Source organism: Pseudoalteromonas sp. APC 3694 (genome assembly GCF_030407565.1).
In the GTDB taxonomy this organism is placed as follows: domain Bacteria; phylum Pseudomonadota; class Gammaproteobacteria; order Enterobacterales; family Alteromonadaceae; genus Pseudoalteromonas; species Pseudoalteromonas tetraodonis.
Map to the genome: position 1 here is coordinate 1 of NZ_JASDDE010000067.1, position 20,676 is coordinate 20,676.

Consider the following 20,676-nt stretch of genomic DNA (forward strand, 5'->3'; position numbering starts at 1 on the left):
AATGACTGCTGTTTAGTTAACTAATTGAAGGCTAAATATAATATTTATAAATATTAAGTACTAACTTTTAAACCTTCGCTAAACTTTTATTATTGGCTTGTACAATTGCAAATAGTAGACAACACTTTAATAACTTATTTGATGTGCCGGTGGGTTATGAAAGCCAGTAAATTTCACTTTACCAATTATTCAAATGCTTTGTTTTTTGCTCTGTGTATCGCCTTGCTAGTGATTATTAATAGCGGTTTAAGTTTGGTTTTACAGCATCAAAACGAGCAAGTTGGTTTAAAGCTAGCAAAGCAATTGCAACAGCCATTGGCCAATGAAAAACAACTTATTGCAAATACGCCTTTTACGCTCGCCCCTAATAAAAACTCTATTTATATAGAAAAACAAAAACATTATTTTATCGCTAACTCAAAAGGAATTTTGCTCTACTCATGGCCAGTTTGGTATAGCTATAGCTATTTGTTTTTAATAATAAACGCGGTTCTTTTGCTCGCTATGCTTTGCATTCGACGTTTTAAAAAGCCTAAAACAATAAAAAACAGCACAATAACCTCTAAACGTCAGCAGCACTTTAATAATAAGAAAGTACGTTATGCACCCAAAGTGAGTTCTTTACAGCTCGCTCCAATAGCGACAACTAATGTGCAGGAAGCAATTAAATATAATGTATTTGCACTTATTCAGTGTGAATGTCATTTTGATGCAAACACTGACTTACAAGCGACTCTTAAAGTCTTATTGGCAAAAGACTTTATTAATACGACTGAAATATCGGTTAAGTTATTAACTGCAGGCAATTTCGCTTTTACTCTCACAGGGATTGATGCAATTTATAAACTCAATTGCGCTAAATATTTATATCAATGCATTGTAAGTGCCGCTCATGTATTGGCGCCAAGAACTGCACAGAGGCATGTAAAAGTAGGTTTATGTACTTATTATTCCGAGGCTGATCAGGTTATGGTGTATCAGTTGGCAAAGTCGGCACTTACTCTTTCGCAGCAAAATCGAGTTAAGCATTATCACCAATTAGCGTTAAATTATGGTCATGTCCAAAAGCTCGATAGACACTCAATACCACAACGAATTAAAAAGCAAAAATTGGCTATTTTATTTCAACCAGTATACGAGCTCGATAGCGGCGCTATTATTAAGCATTACGTATCAATTAAAAGTAATGACAGGGGAAATAAACAATTACTTAATCAAGAAAGTATCAGTCAATTTTATAACGAAGGTGAGGCGCTATTGCACGATCAAGCGGTAGTTATGCAAGTAAAAAAACTATTGCTTATAGATAACTCATCGTCAGTTATCAGTATTAAGTTACATCCTAAAAACTGGTTTAATAACGAGTTTTGGAGCTGGTTAACTGCTTATATCAATGACTTAAAAAACCAACATACACTGCAATTTTCTATAAATGAATCAGAATTCTTAAATAATCAATTACGGTTGCAAGGCGCTTTTGCAGCAATAGCGGCACTAAACTGCAATATTGTAATTGATGATGTGAGAAGCAGTAAAAATATTTTTAAGTTTACGCTTAATAAACAAATATCAGGGCTTAACTTAGCTTTTGAACTTGTCCATGGGATAGAGCGCAGTAATTCACAACAAAAATACGTTAGGGGAATTGTGCATATAAGTAGATTATTGAGCTTGTCAGTATTTGCACTTGATGTAGAGACGCCTCAGGAGCTACAACTTTTAAAAGTAATAGGCATTAGCGGCGCGCAAGGAGGATATTTTTCTAAATTACTACCCAATTATACTCAAGTCGCATTTCACTAATGCTAAGCAATTAACAAGTTAAATATACTCTACACTAATTTGCGATATTTTAGCCCTTCTAAACCTTGCAACCCACCAGTATGTATTGCAATAATTTTGCTGTTAGGGACAAAGTAATCATTATTGATGAGCTGCCAAAGTGCGTACATCATTTTACCGCTGTAAATAGGCTCCAAGGGTAATTGATGTTGATGCTGCATGTGTTGGCAAAACTGCCATAACTCAGCTGTAAAACGACCATATCCACCACCGTGAAATTGCGTAAGTAGTTGCCAGTTATTTTGTGATTTTGCTTTAGGGCTAAGAGCGCGTATTTCGTCCCGCAGGTAGTCGGCTTGCTTTAAAACAGCAATCCCTAGTAGGTTGATTTTATTTGAGCTGCCCTCTACCAATCCAGCCAAGGTGCCGCCACTGCCAGTTGGACAGATTAAGTAGTCGTGCTCAGGTAAACTCTGGGCAAGCTCTTTACATCCCTCTATAGCAAACTCGTTAGTGCCTCCTTCAGGTAGAATGTATGCGTTTGGAAAGCGTGCCTGTAATGCGGCTAAATAGGCTTCATCATGTCGTTGTTTGTACTCTATACGATTGACTGCATGTAACTGCATACCACATTGCTGTGCAAATTTTAGAGTAGGATTATTTAGATCAAGCTGTGGGCCGCGCACAATTGCGTGGGTTGTTAAGTTAAACTCTTTACCAGCAGCGGCGCACGCATGAATGTGATTTGAAAAAGCACCACCAAATGTAAGTAATTCAGATTTACCCAGTTGTTGCATACGAACTAAATTGTATTTGAGCTTTCGCCATTTATTACCGCTGATAAGTGGATGCAATAAATCATCGCGCTTAATAGTTAAAGTTATTTTCTTGTCTGTTAGTAATTCACTGGTAATTGTTTGTAAATAGCTATGTTCATTAATACTGAATGGTATTGGCATTATCACTCTTTTTCATTAGTTACATGATGAATGTGCTGTGTAATAGCGTTATTTTGACTCAGTTTTTATTACTTAAGCAAACTAAAAAATATGAATACGCGGCTAAATTGGCATCTTAATAGCGTAAAATGCAGATAAATCTCGGTGTTGTTAAATAAATTAGCTATTTAGTACAAATGAAACGGTTATTTACTGGCATGAAACGGGATAATAGTTGTAAACTGAGATAATAAATGAACAAAGCTTGTGTTTTGTGCTTCAAGTACATAGCATAAGGTTTTATTATAAAAAATAATAATAACCAAATAATTGCCGCTTTTTTGGGTCTGGAATATATGCGAATTGCTCCTTTATCTCTGTTAATTTCTGCTAGCTTTTTTGCAAGCACAGTATTTGCACAAGATACAACTACTGTAAACAGAATTGAATCAGAGATTAATACGAAACAAACAGAATACACTCGTTCAACGACGATGCTCGGCAAATATTTAAAAGAAGAGAATCAACTTCAAACACAACTTGAATTGCTGATAACGCGTTCCACACAGCTTGATAAAGAAAAAAACCAAGCGTTGGATGCGATGAATGATATGTATCGACGTTTAATTGATAATCCGTCGCTAGACATTACCTCTGCACAGTCGCGTTATCAAAAAGCCGTTGTTGATCAAGAACAAAATAAAAATGATATTTCTATGCAATTGGCGGCAATTGCATCCCATCTAAAAGATATTGAGCAAATTCGCGCTGATAAACATGCACTTCAAAACACCATTGAAAGCTTAAAAGTGCAATATACCACGGCGCGTGTAGAGCGATTACGCAATGAGTTTACCCGAGAGGGTACGTTTGAAGTTGATCATACCATTAACTGTAAGCGGACTGAAACACTGGCGGCATGTGAGCAGAGCGGTCAGCAAATAGAGCTGAAAAAGGCAACTAAACGTTTTTTAGATCAAATATTTGAAAATCTTACAGAAAAACGTCTTGTTGAACCTAAGCGAGACATGGCAGGGGCACAAGTACAAATTTTAAGTAGTCACGTGATTAAGAGCGCATTTAGCGGGCAAGGTGATTACAACGTCAATTAAGCGTTACTATGCGCGGAGATGTAAACAGCAGTCGTTTATGTCACTTACTTAGTGTGAATAATAGTTTTTGTTTAGAGTATGGTACCCCGCTGGCAAATACTTATCAGCCAGCTTATAGCACTACTTTCTCTGATAGTCAGTTAACATTCAGCTATAATGGGGATAATAAAGCCGCTGCCGTTGTCGCTAAAACAGTTAATAAAAAGCCTAAAGTGGTCGCTGAGAACAAGAAAGATCAATTAGTTTAGTTAACCTTACGCTCTAATGTACACGGCGATGAAGTATTTATTAATGATATTCGAGTAGGTTCTACTCGTTTGGTGACGAACTTACCACGTGGTTTGCATAAATTAGAAATACGCAAAGAAGGTTACATCCCTTATAAAGCGCGAATTGACTTAAAGAAAACGCGAACGCTTTTTGCTCAGTTGGAAAAAAAGTCAGAGTCGATTGCCCAAAAGGAATGGAAGTTGATACACGCCCACCTATGGTGGACCCATCAGCAGTGATGATCCCCTTTGGTAAATTTAAAATGGGTGATATAAACGGCAATGGGCTTGAAAATGAACGCCCCGTGGTTGAAAAAACGATTAGTGAATCTTTTGCTATGCAGAGCAAAGAAGTGACTGTTGGCGCATTTGAAGCGTTTGTAAACGAAACGCAATATAAAACCGAAGCTGAAAAAGGCAAAGGTTGCGCATATTACCTCAACGGCGGACCTGTTTGGGAAGCAAGCTTAAATTGGCGTGCTCCAGGATTTGAGCAAACCAATGAGTTTCCTGCTGTGTGTTTGACAAAAATGATGCTATTGCTTACGCTGAATGGTTTTCTGATAAAACAGCGCAAACGTATCGTTTACCCACTGAGGTTGAGTGGGAATATGCGGCGCGTTCAGGCATTGAGACAGAGTACCCATGGGGTAACGAAACTGGTAAAAACCTAGCTAACTGTGGTTGGTGTGGTAGCGAGTGGTCGAATAAACGCACGGCTCCGGTAGGGTCTTTCTCTGCAAATGCATTTGGCTTATACGATACTGTAGGCAATGTATGGGAATGGGCTAGCAGCACAGGGAATAAAAAAGATGCCGTTGTTCGCGGAGGTGCATGGAATTTTGCCTCTAGCCTTGCTCGTGCATCAACGCGTTTAATTTTAGCGCCAGATTTTAGAGCTAATTATATTGGCTTTCGCTTAATGAGCGAACGATAATATTTAATGTGGAAGCGGTGCTTCCTCTTTTTAATGATTACAAAGACGGTTGCGCTTTACATTGCTCATTGTGTTGAGAATGTTAAAGTAAGCGCAACTACAATAAGAACGAATTTCAAAGGTCATCCAGCCTCATGTTTAAAAAACTCCGTGGTATTTTTTCAAACGATCTATCGATCGATTTAGGTACAGCCAACACACTAATTTATGTAAAAGAAGAAGGTATTGTATTAAACGAACCTTCAGTTGTTGCTATTCGTCAAGAGCGTGCTGGTGGACCTAAAAGTGTTGCATCTGTAGGTACAGAAGCTAAGCAAATGTTGGGCCGTACGCCTGGTAATATTAAAGCTATACGTCCAATGAAAGACGGTGTGATTGCTGATTTTTATGTTACTGAAAAAATGTTACAGCACTTCATCAAACAAGTGCACAATAATAATTTTATGCGCCCAAGCCCACGCGTGCTTATTTGTGTTCCTTGTGGAGCTACTCAAGTTGAAAAGCGTGCAATTCGTGAATCAGCGATGGGTGCAGGTGCTCGCGAAGTCTACTTAATCGAAGAGCCAATGGCAGCTGCAATTGGTGCCGGTTTACCGGTGTCTGAAGCAACGGGTTCTATGGTGGTTGATATTGGTGGCGGTACAACAGAAGTCGCTATTATTTCACTTAATGGTGTTGTGTATTCATCTTCAGTACGCATTGGTGGTGATAAGTTCGATGAAGCCATTATTAATTATGTGCGTCGTAACTTTGGTAGCTTAATCGGTGAAGCCACCGCTGAGAATATTAAACACCAAATTGGATCGGCATTTAAAACAGACGAACCAGTAGAGATAGAAGTGCGTGGTCGTAACCTTGCAGAAGGCGTTCCTCGTTCGTTTACGCTTAACTCGCATGAAATCTTAGAAGCATTACAAGAGCCACTAATGGGAATTGTAAGCGCTGTCATGGTGGCGCTTGAGCAGTCTCCACCTGAGCTGGCATCTGATATTTCAGCGCATGGTATGGTGTTAACTGGCGGCGGCGCATTACTTAAGGATTTAGATCGCCTGCTAATGGAAGAAACGGGCATTCCAGTGGTTGTTGCTGATGATCCACTTACGTGTGTTGCACGTGGCGGCGGCAAGGCCCTTGAAATGATTGATGTGCACGGTGGTGACGTTTTTAGTTACGATTAATGAAATCAATGTTTGAAAAAACGGTTTCTTTGCAACTGCGACTTTCTGTCGCAGTGCTTTTGAGTATCGTATTGATCCTTGGAGACAAGTACACGCAAGGTGGCGAGAACATTCGTACTAGTTTGAATACGTTGGTCAGTCCACTTATTTATGTTGCTAACCTACCTTACGAAGTATTTAGCTTTAGCGCCAAAAGTTTGCATACCCGTGAGCAGTTACTAACCGAAAACGAAGCACTCAAAAAGAAGCAAGTATTGCAAAGTGAGCAAATCCAGCAATATGAGTTTTTAGCAAAAGAGAATCAAAAACTTCGTGCATTACTTGGCTCTTCCTCTAAACACACCAATCGTAAAATTATTGCTCAAGTACTTTCTGTTCATTCAAATCCTTATAGTCACCAAGTGGTGATAAATCGGGGAACCACCGATGGTTTAAGCGAAAGCCAAGCGGTGATTGATGATATGGGGTTAGTCGGGCAGTTGACTAAAGTTGGTTCAACAACCTCGCGGGTGCTGTTAATTACAGATACCACCCATGCAACACCGGTGCGTATATTACGAAACGATGTGCGCACAGTGGTTGAAGGTATCGGTAAAATTAACGTGCTAAAGCTATCACATGTGCCACATAGCTTAGATGTGCGTATTGGTGATGTGCTGGTGACCTCTGGCCTAGGAGGTACCTTTCCTGAAGGTTATCCGGTTGCGGTGATCACCGAAATAACTCGTGATGAAGGCCAACCTTTTGCGCAAGTATTTGCTGAGCCGATAGCTCAATTAGATCGAATTCGGTTATTAGTGGTGTTATGGCTAAATCAGCAGGAGTTGATGGGTGATGATTAACCGTCATATGCTCTTAATCGCATTAAGTATTTTCTTTGCATTAGTAATGGCGCTAATGCCGTTACCTTTTTCACTTGAACCATTTCGTCCTGATTGGGTGCTGTTGGTGCTTATGTACTGGTCTTTAGCTTTACCGCATAGACTAAATATAGGGACTGCTTGGGTTGTTGGGTTATTAATTGACTTAGCAACAGGCTCCTCATTGGGTGTTAATTCCTTAACTTATTCAGTGTGTATTTTTGTTACTGCAAGTAACTTCCAAAAAATTCGCAATTTTTCATTGTGGCAACAAAGCCTACTTATAGGCTTGTTCTTAACGCTTTACCACTTAATGCAGTTTTGGTTAAATCACTTTTTACTTGGCGTTTATTTTAGCCCACATTACTTATGGCCTGTATTAACAGGCATGTTGAGCTGGATATGGGTATTTTTATTACTTCGAAAATACCGTAGACATTTTAGGATCAGATAATGACTTGCGCAGTATATTTAGCCTCCGCGTCTCCCCGTCGTAAAGAGCTTCTAACCCAATTGGGTATTGAATTTTCACAGTTTAGTGTTGATGCCGATGAAAGCCAGCTTGCTAATGAGTGCCCGCATGACTATGTAGAGCGTTTAGCGCGTTTAAAGGCGCAAATGGGCGTAGAGCAAGGTTATACTGACCGGCCTGTGCTAGGTAGTGATACTGTGGTGGTGATGGATAATGAATCCTTATGTAAGCCACAAGATAAAGACGATTTTACCCAAACCTTAAAGCGCTTATCAGGGAACACGCACCAAGTGTTAACTGCCATCGCTTTTGCGACACCAGATAAAGTACTCAGTTGTGTGGTCAGTACAGATGTCACCTTTAAAACACTCAGTGATGAAGAAATACATGCTTATTGGCAAACGGGCGAGCCTCAAGATAAAGCCGGTGGTTACGGTATCCAAGGGTTAGGTGGGCGCTTTGTAACGCATATTTCGGGTAGCTATTTTGCCGTTGTCGGCTTACCTTTATATGAGACAGAACAATTATTAAATACATTCTTAAGAGGGTAGCATGAGTACAGAACTACTGATCAATGTCACGCCAAGTGAAAGTCGCGTTGCCCTAATCGAAAACGGTGTATTACAAGAAATTCAACTAGAACGTATTGGTAACTTAGGTATCGTGGGTAATATTTACTTAGGTAAAATAAGCCGCGTGTTACCTGGTATGCAAGCCGCTTTTGTTGATATTGGCCTAGAGAAAGCCGCCTTTTTACACGCTTCAGATATCGTTAATAGTGCCTCTATTGTTGAGGGCGTTGACGACGAGCCGATTAAAAAAGTCCAAGATATTCGTGAACTGGTTCGCCAAGGTCAGTACATTATGGTGCAAGTGGTTAAAGATCCTTTGGGTAGCAAAGGGGCACGTTTAACCACTGATATCACGATACCTTCACGGTATTTAGTGTTTATGCCTGATGCGACACATGTTGGGGTGAGTCAGCGTATCGAAACGGAAGAAGAGCGTGCAAGGCTGAAAAAAATTGTAGCCGAATACGGCGATGAAAACGGTAGTTTTATTGTCAGAACAGCTGCTGAAGGCGCAAGTGAAGCGGAGCTGAGACACGATGCAGCTTTTTTAAAAAAGCTCTGGGATAAAATTGTCTCTAGACGCAGAAAAACAAGCAAAGCCAGTATCTTGCATGAAGATCTTACACTTGCCTTTAGAACGTTACGTGATTACGTAGGTGAAGATATGGAGCGCATCCGTGTTGACTCTAAGCTTACCTACCAAGAGCTTAAGCTGTTTACTGAAGAGTTTGTGCCTTTGTTATCACAAGTGCTTGAGTATTACCCAGGTGAGCGCCCCATTTTTGATTTATTTGATGTAGAAAGTGAAATTCAAAAAGCACTGCATCGTAAAGTTACTTTAAAATCGGGTGGTTACTTGATCATAGATCAAACTGAAGCGATGACCACTGTTGATGTAAATACCGGTGCTTTTGTTGGTCACCGTAACCTTGAAGAAACTATTTTTAATACCAACGTAGAAGCAACCTCAGCTATTGCCCGTCAACTAAGGCTGCGCAATTTGGGCGGTATTATTATTATCGACTTTATTGATATGGTAAGCGATGAGCATAAACGCCGTGTAATGCACTCATTAGAATCTGCACTCGATAAAGATCGTGCCAAATCTAATATCAATGGTTTGTCGGCATTAGGCTTAGTTGAAATGACCCGCAAACGTACCCGCGAAAGCCTAGAGCATGTATTGTGTGATGTATGCCCAGCATGTTCAGGGCGTGGCTCACAAAAAACAGTTGAGACAGTCTGCTATGAAATTCTTCGTGAAATAGTACGTGTTAATCGCGCTTACGATGCGGATAAGTTTGTAGTGTATGCTTCGCCTGCAGTATGTGAAGCGCTATTAAATGATGAGTATCATAACCTCGCCGAATTAGAACTATTTATTGGAAAGCAGGTCAATATTCAAACCGAAAGTTTATACAGCCAAGAGCAGTTTGATGTGGTAATGATGTAATGAAATTTAAAGCGGCCTGTTTTTATTGTGTGCGAAAATTATGGCAAATAAGTGCTGTAATTTTAGTACTACTGGCCGTGATTGTTTCTATTTTAAAATACACCTTACCCTACGCGAACGATTATAAAGGAGATATAGAAAGCTATCTTGATAATAAGTTTGATATTAGTTTATCTATAGGTGCTATATCAGCAAGTTGGCAAGGTAGTGGCCCCGCTTTAGTACTCGAAGAATTATCATTTAAAGACAACCAAACAGCCCCTATCTCTTTAACCATAGCTAAAACCAGTTTAGAGCTAAACCTGTGGGAAAGTTTAAAGTCGCTGCAGCTTAAATCAAATTACTTTGTGATCAATGGTTTTCATACCAAGGTTAATGTCGCTAATTTATTTGCTGGTAATCAAGATGAAGTTTCATTTGAGCAAAAAGAACTAATAGAAGGACTGTTTTTAGGTGAAACTGGTCACTTTGCAATAGAAAACTCCAGCATCAGCTTTGTACTAGAAGATAACAAAGAACGTAAACTGTTATTAGAAAACATTGTATGGCAAAACCAAGATAAACAGCATCTTGGTAGCGGTAGCCTAGCGCTACCGGGTATTTCTGTGGGTAATTTTGATGCCCGTATTGCGCTCAAAGGTGAAACCTTAGAGCAAATGGTGGGCGATTTATATGTGCAGGCTAACCAGGTTGATGTGTCAAATTGGTTAGCCCAGTATATAAATACTCAAAAGCAGCAACTGCATAGTGATTTAAACTTACAAGCATGGCTTAGGCTAGAGCAAGGCTTAGTAAGTGATGTAAAAGTACAGTGGTTACCGAGTGCGGTAAATTGGCAACTCAATGCGCAAACACAAAAGGTCAGCCTAAGTGAAGGGGGATTTCATTTATACCCTGAGCAAAATAGCTGGCGGTTAAAAAGTACCGGCTTAGCGTTTAGTACCAACGAAATAACGTGGCCTAGCCTCGAATTTGAAGCTTTATTAGGCAAGCAAAATAAAATATGGCTACAGCAACTCGACTTAGCCCTATTAAATGATTTAGCAGAATTAACTAATTTTACTGATTTAACTCCTTTTTTAGCTCGCCAACCCAGTGGTGAAATAAAAAACGCGTATCTAGAGTTTGCCGATGCAAAGCAATGGCAACTATGGTTTGAAGCCGATGAAATTAGCTGGCAAGAGAAAAACGCCGTACCCGCCGCTCAATCCTTAAGGGTTGATGGATTGGTTAATCAGCAATATGGCCGGATCACTATTTTTGGTGAAAACAGCCACTTAATTACAGGTGCTAGTTTTAGTAATAATATTGACTATAACCAGCTAAACATTGAATTAGATTTAGCTAAGCGTTCAGGCGATTGGCATATTAGCAGTGATAACCTGTGGTTTGATAACAATGAAGTGACCTTAAGCGCGCAGATGCAATTAAGTTTAGGTAAGACGCCTCGCTTAGATTTATATGCCGAAGCATTTGCCCCCGATGCCAGTATTGCCGGTCATTATTTTCCTTTAACGTTAATGAGCCCTGAGTTAGTTAGTTATTTAAATGGCGCAATAAAATCAGGTGAAGTAACAAATGCTCAGGTGTTATTTTCTGGTCCATTATCAGGCTTTCCATTTGACGATGGTTCTGGGCAGTTTGATGTTTTAGCGCAAATAGATAATGCTACCTATCAATTCGATCCGGCTTGGCCAGCAGTCACAAATGCCAGTGTAAAGCTGCATTTTGCAAATCAGCGAATGGATATTTATAGCCAGCAAGGCCAACTGGTAAACCTTGACGTTGGCAGTAGTGTACATGTGAGTATTGATGACTTAATGGGCGATACGCCATTGGTGGTTAGTATTGATAAGCAAGCTGAGCTTGAAAAAATGCACGATTTTTTTGTCGCCACGCCTTTAGCAAATCCATTAGCTGATATTTTTAATGTTGTGCAAGGACAGGGGCTTGCCAGCGCAAATATTGAATTGCTAATCGGTTCACAATTTGAGGGCGGAGCGAGTGTAACTGGTAAGGTTAATTTACTCGACGCATCTCTTTATATTTCTGCTCCCGGTATTTCGCTTGAGCATTTAAAGGGTGAGCTTAGCTTTAATAATCAACAAATAAACCTTACCGATGCTACGGCTACATGGCTTGGTATGCCATTAATGATTAACTACACTAGTGACGCAAACGCAGAGGATTATCGCGCTAATATAAATATAAATGCTCAGCTTGATGCGCAAACACTCATAAACCATGGTCAAGGTATTTTAGATGGTTACTTAAGCGGGCAAAGTGACGTTGATATTGCTTTAGAGCTTAATTTTACCGAGCAAGGGTTTAACTATCGTGCCGAAGTTGAATCGCCACTTATTGGCTTAAATAGTTCCTTGCCAGGAGTATATACAAAAAGCAGTGAGCAAATTTGGCCTCTGAGTGCGGTTATTCAAGGTGATGATATCTCTAATCTGATCACTGCAAATATTAATGAGTTATTTTATTTCAATGCTATTCTAGACAATACTCAATCGCAGTTTACCAACGCTCATTTTATCATCGGTGAAAAAGACTTAGGGCTTAACTCACAAAATTTAGCGGTGAGTATTAATTTAGCGCAGAGTGAGTTATTACCTTGGATTGATTTAATTGATCAAATTATTAATGTAGCTAAAGCGCAGCCTGACAGTGCCTCGCCGGGCGTGATGCCGCCTTTACATGAAGTGGTTGCGAATATTAACTTTTTTAACGTGAGTGGCATGCAGTTTAATGATTTTGATATGCGTTTATCGCCCCTAAATAATAATTTGCAATTAAAGCTCAATGCCAAAGAGTTAAGAGCCGAAGTATTTATACCTAGCGGGCAATCAAGTCAGCCGATTCGAATTAATAGCGATTATTTAAGGCTTAATTTTTTAGATACAGAATCAGAGCAACCGAGCGAAAAATCAACCCCTGAACAACTTGCATGGTTTACAAAATTACCGGCTATTGAATTTGAATGTGCCGATTGTAAAGTAAGTCATTATCAGCTTGATAAGGTAAGCGCCTCATTGTTAGGCGATGGTAAAAAGCTGCTTATTTCTGAACTAGTGGTTGATAAGGGCGACCATATATTACGGACTAAAGGGCAATGGCAGAATGGCCTAACGGCGATGAGCGGTGAACTTAAAAGTAATGATATTGGCGCCTTATTTAATGAGTTTGATATTACCACTACTATTAAAGACTCAAACGCCAATCTAAATTATCAGCTAAATTGGCAAGCGGCACCTTATGATTTAGACATTGCCAGTTTAGATGGTGAAATTAGCTGGGATTTAGGCGAAGGCCATTTAACTGAAATCAGTGATGGAGGTGCACGCGTATTCTCATTACTGAGCCTTGATTCATTAGTGCGTAAGCTAAAGCTTGATTTTAGAGATGTATTTTCTAAAGGTTTTTTTTATAACAGCATGCAAGGCACCATGCAGATAGATAAAGGCATTGCCTATACCCAAGATACTAAAATGGATGGGGTACCTGCCGATCTCTCTATAAAAGGGTATGCAAATTTAAATACTCTCGAAATTGACTACGACTTAGCCGTGGCACCACAAGTAACCTCGAGCATTCCGGTGATTGTGGCTTGGATGGTTAATCCAGTAACGGGGCTTGCAGCTTTAGCAATTGATAAAGTGATTCACTCTGCCCGAGTGATCTCAGAGATCAAATTTAAAGTAACAGGCAAAATGAACGATCCTCAGGTACAAGAGTTAGATCGTAAGAGTCGAGAGGTGACTTTACCGCAAGCAGCACAAAGTCAGCCACAAGCATCCTCAGAGTTAAAGCTTAAAGATGCCGGGGTTAGCGCGACACAATGAATAAACAAGGTATAAATTCAGCTCCTGCGATTATCGCATTGCAAATGTGCTCAGGCTTAAACCCTGATGATAATATTGCAAAATTAAAACAGGCATTACAAACCTTACCGACAGCTCGCCCGCTGCTAGTGTGTCTACCAGAAGCGTTTTTAGTGTTTAGTAAACACGCTGGTGATACGTTGTTAGTGTCTCAACGTATTGAACAATATAAACAGCAAATCAGTGAATTGTGCCGTAAACACAACATTTGGTTAAACGCTGGCACGTTACCAGAGCCATATAACCAGCATAAGTATTACGCCGCCTCTCATTTATTTAATAATCAAGGCAATATTGTTGCAAGCTATAACAAAATACACTTGTTTGATGTTGAGGTAGATGACCAGACCGGCAGCTACCGAGAATCTGACTTTACCCAAGCTGGCGATGAGGTTGTGGTTGTTGATTCTCCCTTTGGTAAAATTGGTTTAACAGTATGTTATGATTTGCGCTTTGCTGGTTTATTTAACGCATTAGTGGGTACAGGCGCCGAAATTATATTAGTACCCAGTGCGTTTACTGTTCCAACAGGTAAAGCGCATTGGCAGCCGCTACTTGCAGCACGTGCAATAGAAACGCAGTGCTATGTTATTGCTGCAGCGCAATATGGAGTGCATGAAAACGGTAGGCAAACTTATGGTCACAGCCTCATGTTATCGCCTTGGGGTGAAACATTAAGTGAAAAATCAACAGGGCTTGGTTTTATTAGTTGCACCGTAGATTTAAACCAGTTACACAAAATTAGACGAGATATGCCGCTGCAATCTCACCAACGATTTAGAGAGCCATTATTATGAATTCGGTTGAACAGCATTTATTACACGACAGCCAGCTAAATCGAGAAGAACTCGAAAAAACATTAGCTTATATTCACCAGCACAAAGTTGATTATGCCGATCTTTATTTTCAATCGAGTCATCATGAGTCTTGGGTATTAGAAGACGGCCTTGTTAAAGAAGGGTCTTATAACGTTGAGCGTGGCGTGGGGGTGCGGGCTGTAAGCGGTGAAAAAACCGGTTTCTCGTATTCAGACGCAATCAATCTTGAAGCGTTAAACAAAGCAGCCACGGCAGCACGAAGTATTGCCGATGCAGGTGAAGATAAAGCGGTTAAAGTATTTAGTGACGTGGCTGCTAAAGAGCAGTACGCGCCACATCAACCAATTTCTAGCATGAGCGATACCGATAAAGTTAATTTGTTACGTGAGCTTGAAAACTATATTCGCGAATTAGCCCCAGATGCTGAGCAAGTCATTAGCTCAATGTCTGCGGTATACGAAGAAGTATTAATTGCAGCCAGCGATGGCACCTTTGCTACCGATATTCGCCCACTGATCCGTTTAAACTGCTCTGTATTGCTAGAGAAAAATGGTCGTCGTGAACGTGGCGGTGCTGGTGGCGGTGCGCGCCTAGATTATGGTTACTTTAAAGAGCTGGTAGATGGTAAGCCGCGTTGGATGGGTTTTGCAGAAGAAGCCGTTCGTCAAGCTAAAGTAAACTTAGAAGCTATTGATGCCCCTGCGGGTACTATGGAAGTGGTATTAGGTAATGGCTGGCCAGGCGTGTTGTTGCACGAGGCCGTAGGTCATGGCCTAGAGGGAGACTTTAACCGTAAAGGCGCGTCTGCGTTTAGCGGTAAAGTAGGTCAAAAAGTTGCTTCAGAGCTATGTACTGTGGTTGATGATGGCACTATGGCCGATCGCCGTGGTTCACTTAATGTAGATGACGAAGGTACGCCTGCAGCCTATAACGTACTTATCGAAAACGGTATTTTAAAAGGCTATATGCAAGATAAAATGAACGCGCGTTTAATGGGGGTAAACCCAACAGGTAATGCTCGTCGTGAATCATACGCGCATTTACCAATGCCACGTATGACCAACACTTACATGTTAGGCGGCGAGCACAGCCAAGCTGATATTATCAGCACGGTTAAAAAAGGCGTGTTTGCCCCTAATTTTGGTGGCGGCCAAGTGGATATCACCTCAGGTAAGTTTGTATTTAGTGCTTCAGAAGCTTACTTGATTGAAAATGGTAAAATTACTCAGCCAATTAAAGGGGCTACCTTAATTGGTAATGGTCCTGAGGTTATGCAACAAATCTCTATGGTAGGTAATGATTTAGCGCTTGATAAAGGTGTAGGTGTTTGTGGTAAAGACGGTCAAAGTGTACCAGTAGGCGTAGGCCAGCCAAGTTTGAAAATTGATCAGTTAACGGTAGGTGGTACCGCTTAATTTTATTAAAAAGTCGTTAAAAAAAACCGCGTTTCTACGCGGTTTTTTATTTTAAGAATTAAAGCTCAAAAGGAGCAACACCGACAGCTTGCATTGTGTAACCTACTTGAGCGATTTCGCCAGACCAAGTTTGCGTTTTAATAATACCCGTTACAACAATCGCATCGTATAAGCTATCGATAGGGACACCGCCTTTAATGGTCACATGAACCAGCTGATTTGGCGGCGGCGGGGGCACATGAATACAGGCACCAAAGTAAGGGACTAATAAAAACTCGGTGATAAGTTCGCTATCGCCTTCAAGAGGTACAACAAAACCAGGTAAGCTAACAGACTGCCCATCAAGTGCTTTAACAACTGGCGCGTCTAAATCAGGTTGCACCCAGTTTTGTTCACTGCCTTCGTGATTAGCTTGTGCTTGAGTATCTATTTGTACATGGCCCTCGGGTATGAGGTCTTCCCAAAAAATTTCCTTGGGTGGATTTGCAATGCTAGCAAAGCTAATTAGCACTGCGCTTAATAGCATTAAAGAGTGTGTAGTTACTTTAAACAACGTCATGATCATCCTAAAGTTTATATTTTTATACTCATACCATCACTGAGAGAATAAAAGTAAGCGCGTGTAGCGGGGAGCAAGCCAATAATAAATCCCGCAGCCATAATAACGCCAATCAAAGTGAGTTCATAGTCAGAGAGCATGCTGATATTAATACTCACTCCAGCTTGGCTCTGTAAGTAACCCGCGGTCGTACCCATAAGCGCATAAAATAGAGTGCAACCTACTAAGCAACCTAAAAAGGTGGTAAGCAGTGATTCCATACTGATCAGCGAAAATAATTGCCAAGGGCGGGCACCCACAGAACGCAGTATTGCCAGTTCTCTGCGGCGTTGATTAAGGTTAGCAAGTAATGTGGTTAACATACCGAGCAAGCTAATAATGACCACCACAAATGAAAATAGCAGTAGGATCTTTTCTATTATTGCCAGCATTTCCCAAAGCTCTTTTAAAGTGACTGTGGGCATAATCGCTAATAGAGGCTCTTGTTTATATTGATTTATGTTACGCCTAATTTGTAGCGTATAAAGCGGTGAGTCGAAGCCCATTAAAAAGGCGGTAATTTGTTTTGGGTGCCCAATTAATGCATGGCTCGAGTGATCATGATGATCGTCATGATCATGATGATCGTCATGATCATGATGGCCGCCACCATGGATCAGCTCAATTGCCGCCAGTGGCACATGCAAGGTTTTATCCACCGGGGTACCGGTAGGCTTTAAGATACCAACCACTTTAAAAGGGTTATCATCATGATGATGAAAGCTAGTATTGCCCATGCCATGAGAAATCACAATTTCATCACCAATTTTATAGGCCAGTTTACTTGCAACCTCACTACCTATAACAACTTCATTGATGCTAGAAAAAGCTTGTCCTTGTTCAAATGCTAAGGGTTGTTTTTTAGCAAATCGATAGTGCTTAAAATAATCGAGTGTGGTGCCTAAGACAGCTTGACCTTTATGGCTATCTCCAAGGCTGATAGGAATGCTCCACTTAACCCCGCGCTGTTTTGTTATGTATTGATAGCTTTGCCAACTCACCCCATTGTTGGTATGGCCAATTCTAAACACCGAGGAGAGGAGTAATTGAATATCGCCAGTGCGTGCGCCAACAATTAAATCGGTACCCGAAATAGTATTACTAAAACTACTTTTAGCATCTACGCGAACTCGCTCAATACTGAGTAATAACATGACGCTAATCGCAATAGTGAGCAATGTCAGTAATACGCTGGCACGTCTATTGAGCAAACTTTTATAGGCAAGTTTAAATAAAATCATACATCACCTTGTAAACTTACTAAGTCGATTGTGCGGCTAAAGAGTGGCTTTAATGTTTCATCGTGACTGACAAAAACAAGCGTGCTGTTACTTTTTTTTGCTTGTTCAAATAGCAGCTTAATAAAGCTTTCACGATTTTGCGTATCAAGTGCTGAAGTAGGCTCATCGGCAATGATAAGTTCAGGGCTGCCTATAAATGCCCGCGCTGCAGCAACTCGCTGTTGTTGCCCAATACTCAAAGTGGCAACATCTTTATGGTGATACTGCGGTGTAAGGCCTAAAGCAATTAATAACCGTATCGCTTCTTGTTGTAAGGCAGAGTTTTTATTTGATGATTGCTTTAATGTTTTTCGTTTTCGGTTTTTTGAAAACTCACACCCAAGCGTTATATTTTCAATAGGAGTTAAATAAGGAAGCAGGTTAAAGTTCTGAAAAATGTAGCCAATGTGATCCGCTCTAAAAACATCACGGGTAGTATTGCTTAATGCAGTTAGGTTTTGGTTTAAAATTGATACCTCACCGCTAGTGGCTGTATTAATACCAGCAAGAATCGCTAATAATGTTGATTTACCTGAGCCACTAGGACCGTGTAAAAAAATATGCTCACTTTTTTCTATGACTAACTCTTTTATGTTGAGTGTGAGTGAGCTATCGCTTTGATGCCACTTAAAAGTTACGTTTTTCAGATTTATCATTATCAGGTTACCAACCCCAGTAGTTTAGATCTTTACGCATTTTTAGTTGTCTTATAATATTTAATGGCTTGGGTTTTAGTTTTTCGTTACGTTGTAAAAATTCATTAGCTGCATTTAATACGCGCTGGCTAGATTGACCATCGGTGTACGGATGAAGCTCCTGACAGTAACTTTCAATATTTTGCATTAAATCAGTAGGCTTAGTAAGCGCGTGTTCAATAGCTGCTTCTACGTCATCAGCGTCGGTAATATTAAGTAAATGAGAAAGAGGTTTTTGATTACAAAACGTGACTACCGGTTTACGTAGTAGTAAAAACATTAAAAGAACTGACGATGTATCGCACAGCATAACATCAGCAGTTTGTAGCAACGGCAAAACGTTATCGGTTTCAATAAATGTTAGATTTTCGTTACTCAGCGCTTTGTATTTATTAACCCATTCGACTGGCATTTTAGGATGAAACTGCATCAAAATACGCCACTTACCTTGTTCACTAAAATGCTTTATTTGTTCATATAATTTAGGAGCAAGTGATAGCTTTCGTGAGAAAGTTGAGCATATAAGTAAAGTAGGGCGAGGGTCGTCACTTACATAAGGGTTATTTGAAGTATTACTAAAAAGTGGATCGAGTGTTGGCCAGCCAGTTTCTGTTACTTTAAAGAAACCATGCTGTTTAGCGAGCTCTTTAAATCGGGTTGTTGTATTTGGGCCTTGCGTACAATATAAATCGTAACAACCACGAATAGTAAAGTGACCACGATTACCTTCAGAGCTGCGCTTTTCAGAATTAAAACCATGAAATACAGCCACTTTTTTACCCGGAATAAAGCTAGGTACTATATTGCCCGGTATAAATGTAATGTTTGGAGCCCAGTTTTTAACATCTTTTATGGTACGTAAACGTGGCTCGTCTGTAGTTAAAAAATCGGGGTTTACTTCGCTACCCGCTAAAAACCAGCGTACTTCACCACCATGTGCCAATATTTGCGCCTGTAAAGGCCTTAAAATAGCATAGGAATAATTTTGAGAAATATACATTAAATATTTCTTATTCTTAGTGGCAGTTAAATAGTTCAAGTTAGCTCCTTAGGGCAAGTAATCATGCAAGTTTACCCCAATGCGCCAGCTAGATAAATATACTGAGATGATTTGTTTTTAGCCTAAGATTGAGCTTTGTGGTTGGCTAGATTATTATAGAGCGCCTAACCCCAATTCCATACTTTGCTCTTTGAGCATGCCAAACCCCGGAGATAGCATGACTAGCTATAAAGTTTTAGACGTAAACGATGACTTACCCATTCGTACCAAAGGTAAAGTACATAGTGGCAAAGTGCGTTCAGTTTATTGGTTAACCGATGCAGATAGCAAACGCTTAATAAATGAAAAAGGCTATAACGTTCCTGCCGATACTGAATTAGCCATTATGGTTATTTCTGACAGAATTTCTGCTTTTGATTGTATATGGCAAGGTGAAAATGGCCTAAATGGCGTTCCTGGTAAAGGGATTGCATTAAACTCAGTGGCTGCTCATTGGTTTAACATGTTTAATGAAGCCGGTTTGGCGGGTAATCATATTGTTGATATTCCTCATCCATACGTATGGATTGTTCGTAAAGCCAGTACAGTTAAAGTTGAAGCGATTGCTCGTCAATATATTACCGGCAGTATGTGGCGCGACTACGCCAAAGGCGAAAGACACTTTTGTGGTTTGCAACTTCCTGAAGGCTTAAAAGCGAATCAAAAGCTTGAGCAAGTACTTATAACTCCTTCTACTAAAGGTATTATAGAAGGGGTTGCTGATATTCCTGCCGTTGATGATGTAAACATCACTCGTGAAAATATTACAAACAACTTAGACGTATTTAACTTTAAATCGGCAGAAGATGTCACAAAATACGAAAAATTATTAGTAGAAGGGTTTGAACTTATCAGTAATGAGTTAGCTAAGCTAGGGCAAATTTTTGTTGATACCAAATTTGAATTTGGCTACGTAGAAGATTTAAGTGGTGCGCAGCAACTTATTTATATTGATGAAGTAGGGACACCCGATTCATCGCGTATTTGGGATGAAGCATCTTATAGAGATGGCAAGATTGTTGAAAACTCAAAGGAAGGTTTCCGTCAGCTGTTAATTAATAACGTACCAGAGAGTGATGTGTTATTAAATAAAGACCGTATGGCTGAACGTGAGCAGTTAGCAAAAGATTATATTTTACCTGAGTCAGTAATGCTTGAAGTGTCTGACACTTATGTGGGCATCGCGAGCAAAATTATTGGTAAAGAGATTATTATACCTAATGATCCGCGCCAAGAAGTGATTGCTATTTTAGATGCTGATTACGGTTTAATCGTTAAATAACGTAGTAAATGAACAACTCCCACTAAACGCTGCTCGTTTTGAAGGAGTTTCAAAAAGAAAGCCTAAGCTACCTTTTTAGGCTGGTTCCC

General features: G+C 40.1%; 15 protein-coding genes and 1 pseudogene. 11 read left to right on the plus strand and 5 right to left on the minus strand.

The genetic code is table 11. The features are described 5' to 3' along the window. The first annotated feature begins 156 nt into the window (after window positions 1-156). The gene (locus QMA00_RS16490; RefSeq protein ID WP_076922873.1) at window positions 157-1,803 is read left to right on the plus strand and encodes an EAL domain-containing protein; all 1,647 of its coding nucleotides are present in this window, start codon (window positions 157-159) and stop codon (window positions 1,801-1,803) included. 29 nt (window positions 1,804-1,832) lie between these two features. On the opposite strand, the gene QMA00_RS16495 is transcribed toward QMA00_RS16490, so the two are convergent. Further along, window positions 1,833-2,741, minus strand: coding sequence for a pyridoxal-phosphate dependent enzyme (locus QMA00_RS16495; RefSeq protein WP_076922874.1), 909 nt, complete (start codon window positions 2,739-2,741; stop codon window positions 1,833-1,835). A 335-nt stretch (window positions 2,742-3,076) separates the two neighbouring features. Between QMA00_RS16495 and QMA00_RS16500 the strand changes: the two are divergent. The 9 genes and pseudogenes from QMA00_RS16500 (at window position 3,077) to tldD (ending at window position 15,693) form a co-directional block, all read left to right on the plus strand. Further along, window positions 3,077-5,038: pseudogene (locus tag QMA00_RS16500) on the plus strand (SUMF1/EgtB/PvdO family nonheme iron enzyme). A 134-nt stretch (window positions 5,039-5,172) separates the two neighbouring features. Next, a complete protein-coding gene (locus QMA00_RS16505) occupies window positions 5,173-6,216 on the plus strand; it encodes a rod shape-determining protein (protein WP_013463921.1) in 1,044 nt (347 codons plus the stop codon). Next, window positions 6,216-7,058 carry a rod shape-determining protein MreC gene (gene mreC, locus QMA00_RS16510; protein WP_175610061.1) on the plus strand — a complete coding sequence of 281 codons (843 nt, stop codon included), beginning with the start codon at window positions 6,216-6,218 and terminating at the stop codon, window positions 7,056-7,058. The genes QMA00_RS16505 and mreC overlap by 1 nt, the downstream gene beginning before the upstream one ends. Continuing rightward, complete coding sequence (mreD, locus tag QMA00_RS16515; RefSeq protein ID WP_016900308.1) at window positions 7,051-7,530, plus strand: rod shape-determining protein MreD; 480 nt, start codon at window positions 7,051-7,053, stop codon at window positions 7,528-7,530. The genes mreC and mreD overlap by 8 nt, the downstream gene beginning before the upstream one ends. Further along, window positions 7,530-8,099 (plus strand): nucleoside triphosphate pyrophosphatase, encoded by a 570-nt coding sequence (locus QMA00_RS16520; RefSeq protein WP_076922875.1) that lies wholly within the window; start codon window positions 7,530-7,532, stop codon window positions 8,097-8,099. The genes mreD and QMA00_RS16520 overlap by 1 nt, the downstream gene beginning before the upstream one ends. 1 nt (window position 8,100) lies before the next feature. Next, window positions 8,101-9,573, plus strand: a complete 1,473-nt coding sequence (gene rng / locus QMA00_RS16525) for a ribonuclease G (protein WP_013463925.1) — start codon at window positions 8,101-8,103, stop codon at window positions 9,571-9,573. After that, a complete protein-coding gene (locus QMA00_RS16530; RefSeq protein ID WP_076922876.1) occupies window positions 9,573-13,421 on the plus strand; it encodes a YhdP family protein in 3,849 nt (1,282 codons plus the stop codon). The genes rng and QMA00_RS16530 overlap by 1 nt, the downstream gene beginning before the upstream one ends. Then, window positions 13,418-14,257: a carbon-nitrogen hydrolase family protein gene (locus QMA00_RS16535; protein ID WP_076922877.1), complete on the plus strand. Its 840-nt coding sequence runs from the start codon at window positions 13,418-13,420 to the stop codon at window positions 14,255-14,257. The genes QMA00_RS16530 and QMA00_RS16535 overlap by 4 nt, the downstream gene beginning before the upstream one ends. Further along, entirely contained in the window at window positions 14,254-15,693 is a 1,440-nt protein-coding gene (gene tldD, locus QMA00_RS16540) for a metalloprotease TldD (protein WP_076922878.1), read from the plus strand. Before QMA00_RS16535 ends, tldD begins: the two co-directional genes overlap by 4 nt. 58 nt (window positions 15,694-15,751) lie before the next feature. Here tldD and QMA00_RS16545 read toward each other — a convergent pair whose 3' ends face one another. From QMA00_RS16545 to QMA00_RS16560, 4 genes are read right to left on the minus strand one after another with little or no spacing between them, the layout of a single operon-like run. Continuing rightward, window positions 15,752-16,252: a DUF3299 domain-containing protein gene (locus QMA00_RS16545; protein WP_028834506.1), complete on the minus strand. Its 501-nt coding sequence runs from the start codon at window positions 16,250-16,252 to the stop codon at window positions 15,752-15,754. 14 nt (window positions 16,253-16,266) lie between these two features. Continuing rightward, window positions 16,267-17,532 (minus strand): ABC transporter permease, encoded by a 1,266-nt coding sequence (locus QMA00_RS16550; RefSeq protein ID WP_076922879.1) that lies wholly within the window; start codon window positions 17,530-17,532, stop codon window positions 16,267-16,269. Next, window positions 17,529-18,227 (minus strand): ABC transporter ATP-binding protein, encoded by a 699-nt coding sequence (locus QMA00_RS16555; RefSeq protein ID WP_069438833.1) that lies wholly within the window; start codon window positions 18,225-18,227, stop codon window positions 17,529-17,531. Before QMA00_RS16555 ends, QMA00_RS16550 begins: the two co-directional genes overlap by 4 nt. Window positions 18,228-18,234: 7 nt before the next feature. After that, window positions 18,235-19,305, minus strand: a complete 1,071-nt coding sequence (locus tag QMA00_RS16560; protein WP_083238636.1) for a CDP-glycerol glycerophosphotransferase family protein — start codon at window positions 19,303-19,305, stop codon at window positions 18,235-18,237. 178 nt (window positions 19,306-19,483) lie between these two features. Between QMA00_RS16560 and QMA00_RS16565 the strand changes: the two genes are divergently transcribed. Beyond that, entirely contained in the window at window positions 19,484-20,587 is a 1,104-nt protein-coding gene (locus QMA00_RS16565; protein ID WP_076922880.1) for a phosphoribosylaminoimidazolesuccinocarboxamide synthase, read from the plus strand. Window positions 20,588-20,676 lie beyond the last annotated feature (89 nt).

Coding starts and splice junctions, on each gene's coding strand:
- QMA00_RS16490 (WP_076922873.1), top strand. CDS start 157: ATGAAAGCCAGTAAATTTCACTTTACCAATTATTCAAATGCTTTGTTT.
- QMA00_RS16495 (WP_076922874.1), bottom strand. CDS start 2,741: ATGCCAATACCATTCAGTATTAATGAACATAGCTATTTACAAACAATT.
- QMA00_RS16505 (WP_013463921.1), top strand. CDS start 5,173: ATGTTTAAAAAACTCCGTGGTATTTTTTCAAACGATCTATCGATCGAT.
- mreC (WP_175610061.1), top strand. CDS start 6,216: ATGAAATCAATGTTTGAAAAAACGGTTTCTTTGCAACTGCGACTTTCT.
- mreD (WP_016900308.1), top strand. CDS start 7,051: ATGATTAACCGTCATATGCTCTTAATCGCATTAAGTATTTTCTTTGCA.
- QMA00_RS16520 (WP_076922875.1), top strand. CDS start 7,530: ATGACTTGCGCAGTATATTTAGCCTCCGCGTCTCCCCGTCGTAAAGAG.
- rng (WP_013463925.1), top strand. CDS start 8,101: ATGAGTACAGAACTACTGATCAATGTCACGCCAAGTGAAAGTCGCGTT.
- QMA00_RS16530 (WP_076922876.1), top strand. CDS start 9,573: ATGAAATTTAAAGCGGCCTGTTTTTATTGTGTGCGAAAATTATGGCAA.
- QMA00_RS16535 (WP_076922877.1), top strand. CDS start 13,418: ATGAATAAACAAGGTATAAATTCAGCTCCTGCGATTATCGCATTGCAA.
- tldD (WP_076922878.1), top strand. CDS start 14,254: ATGAATTCGGTTGAACAGCATTTATTACACGACAGCCAGCTAAATCGA.
- QMA00_RS16545 (WP_028834506.1), bottom strand. CDS start 16,252: ATGACGTTGTTTAAAGTAACTACACACTCTTTAATGCTATTAAGCGCA.
- QMA00_RS16550 (WP_076922879.1), bottom strand. CDS start 17,532: ATGATTTTATTTAAACTTGCCTATAAAAGTTTGCTCAATAGACGTGCC.
- QMA00_RS16555 (WP_069438833.1), bottom strand. CDS start 18,227: ATGATAAATCTGAAAAACGTAACTTTTAAGTGGCATCAAAGCGATAGC.
- QMA00_RS16565 (WP_076922880.1), top strand. CDS start 19,484: ATGACTAGCTATAAAGTTTTAGACGTAAACGATGACTTACCCATTCGT.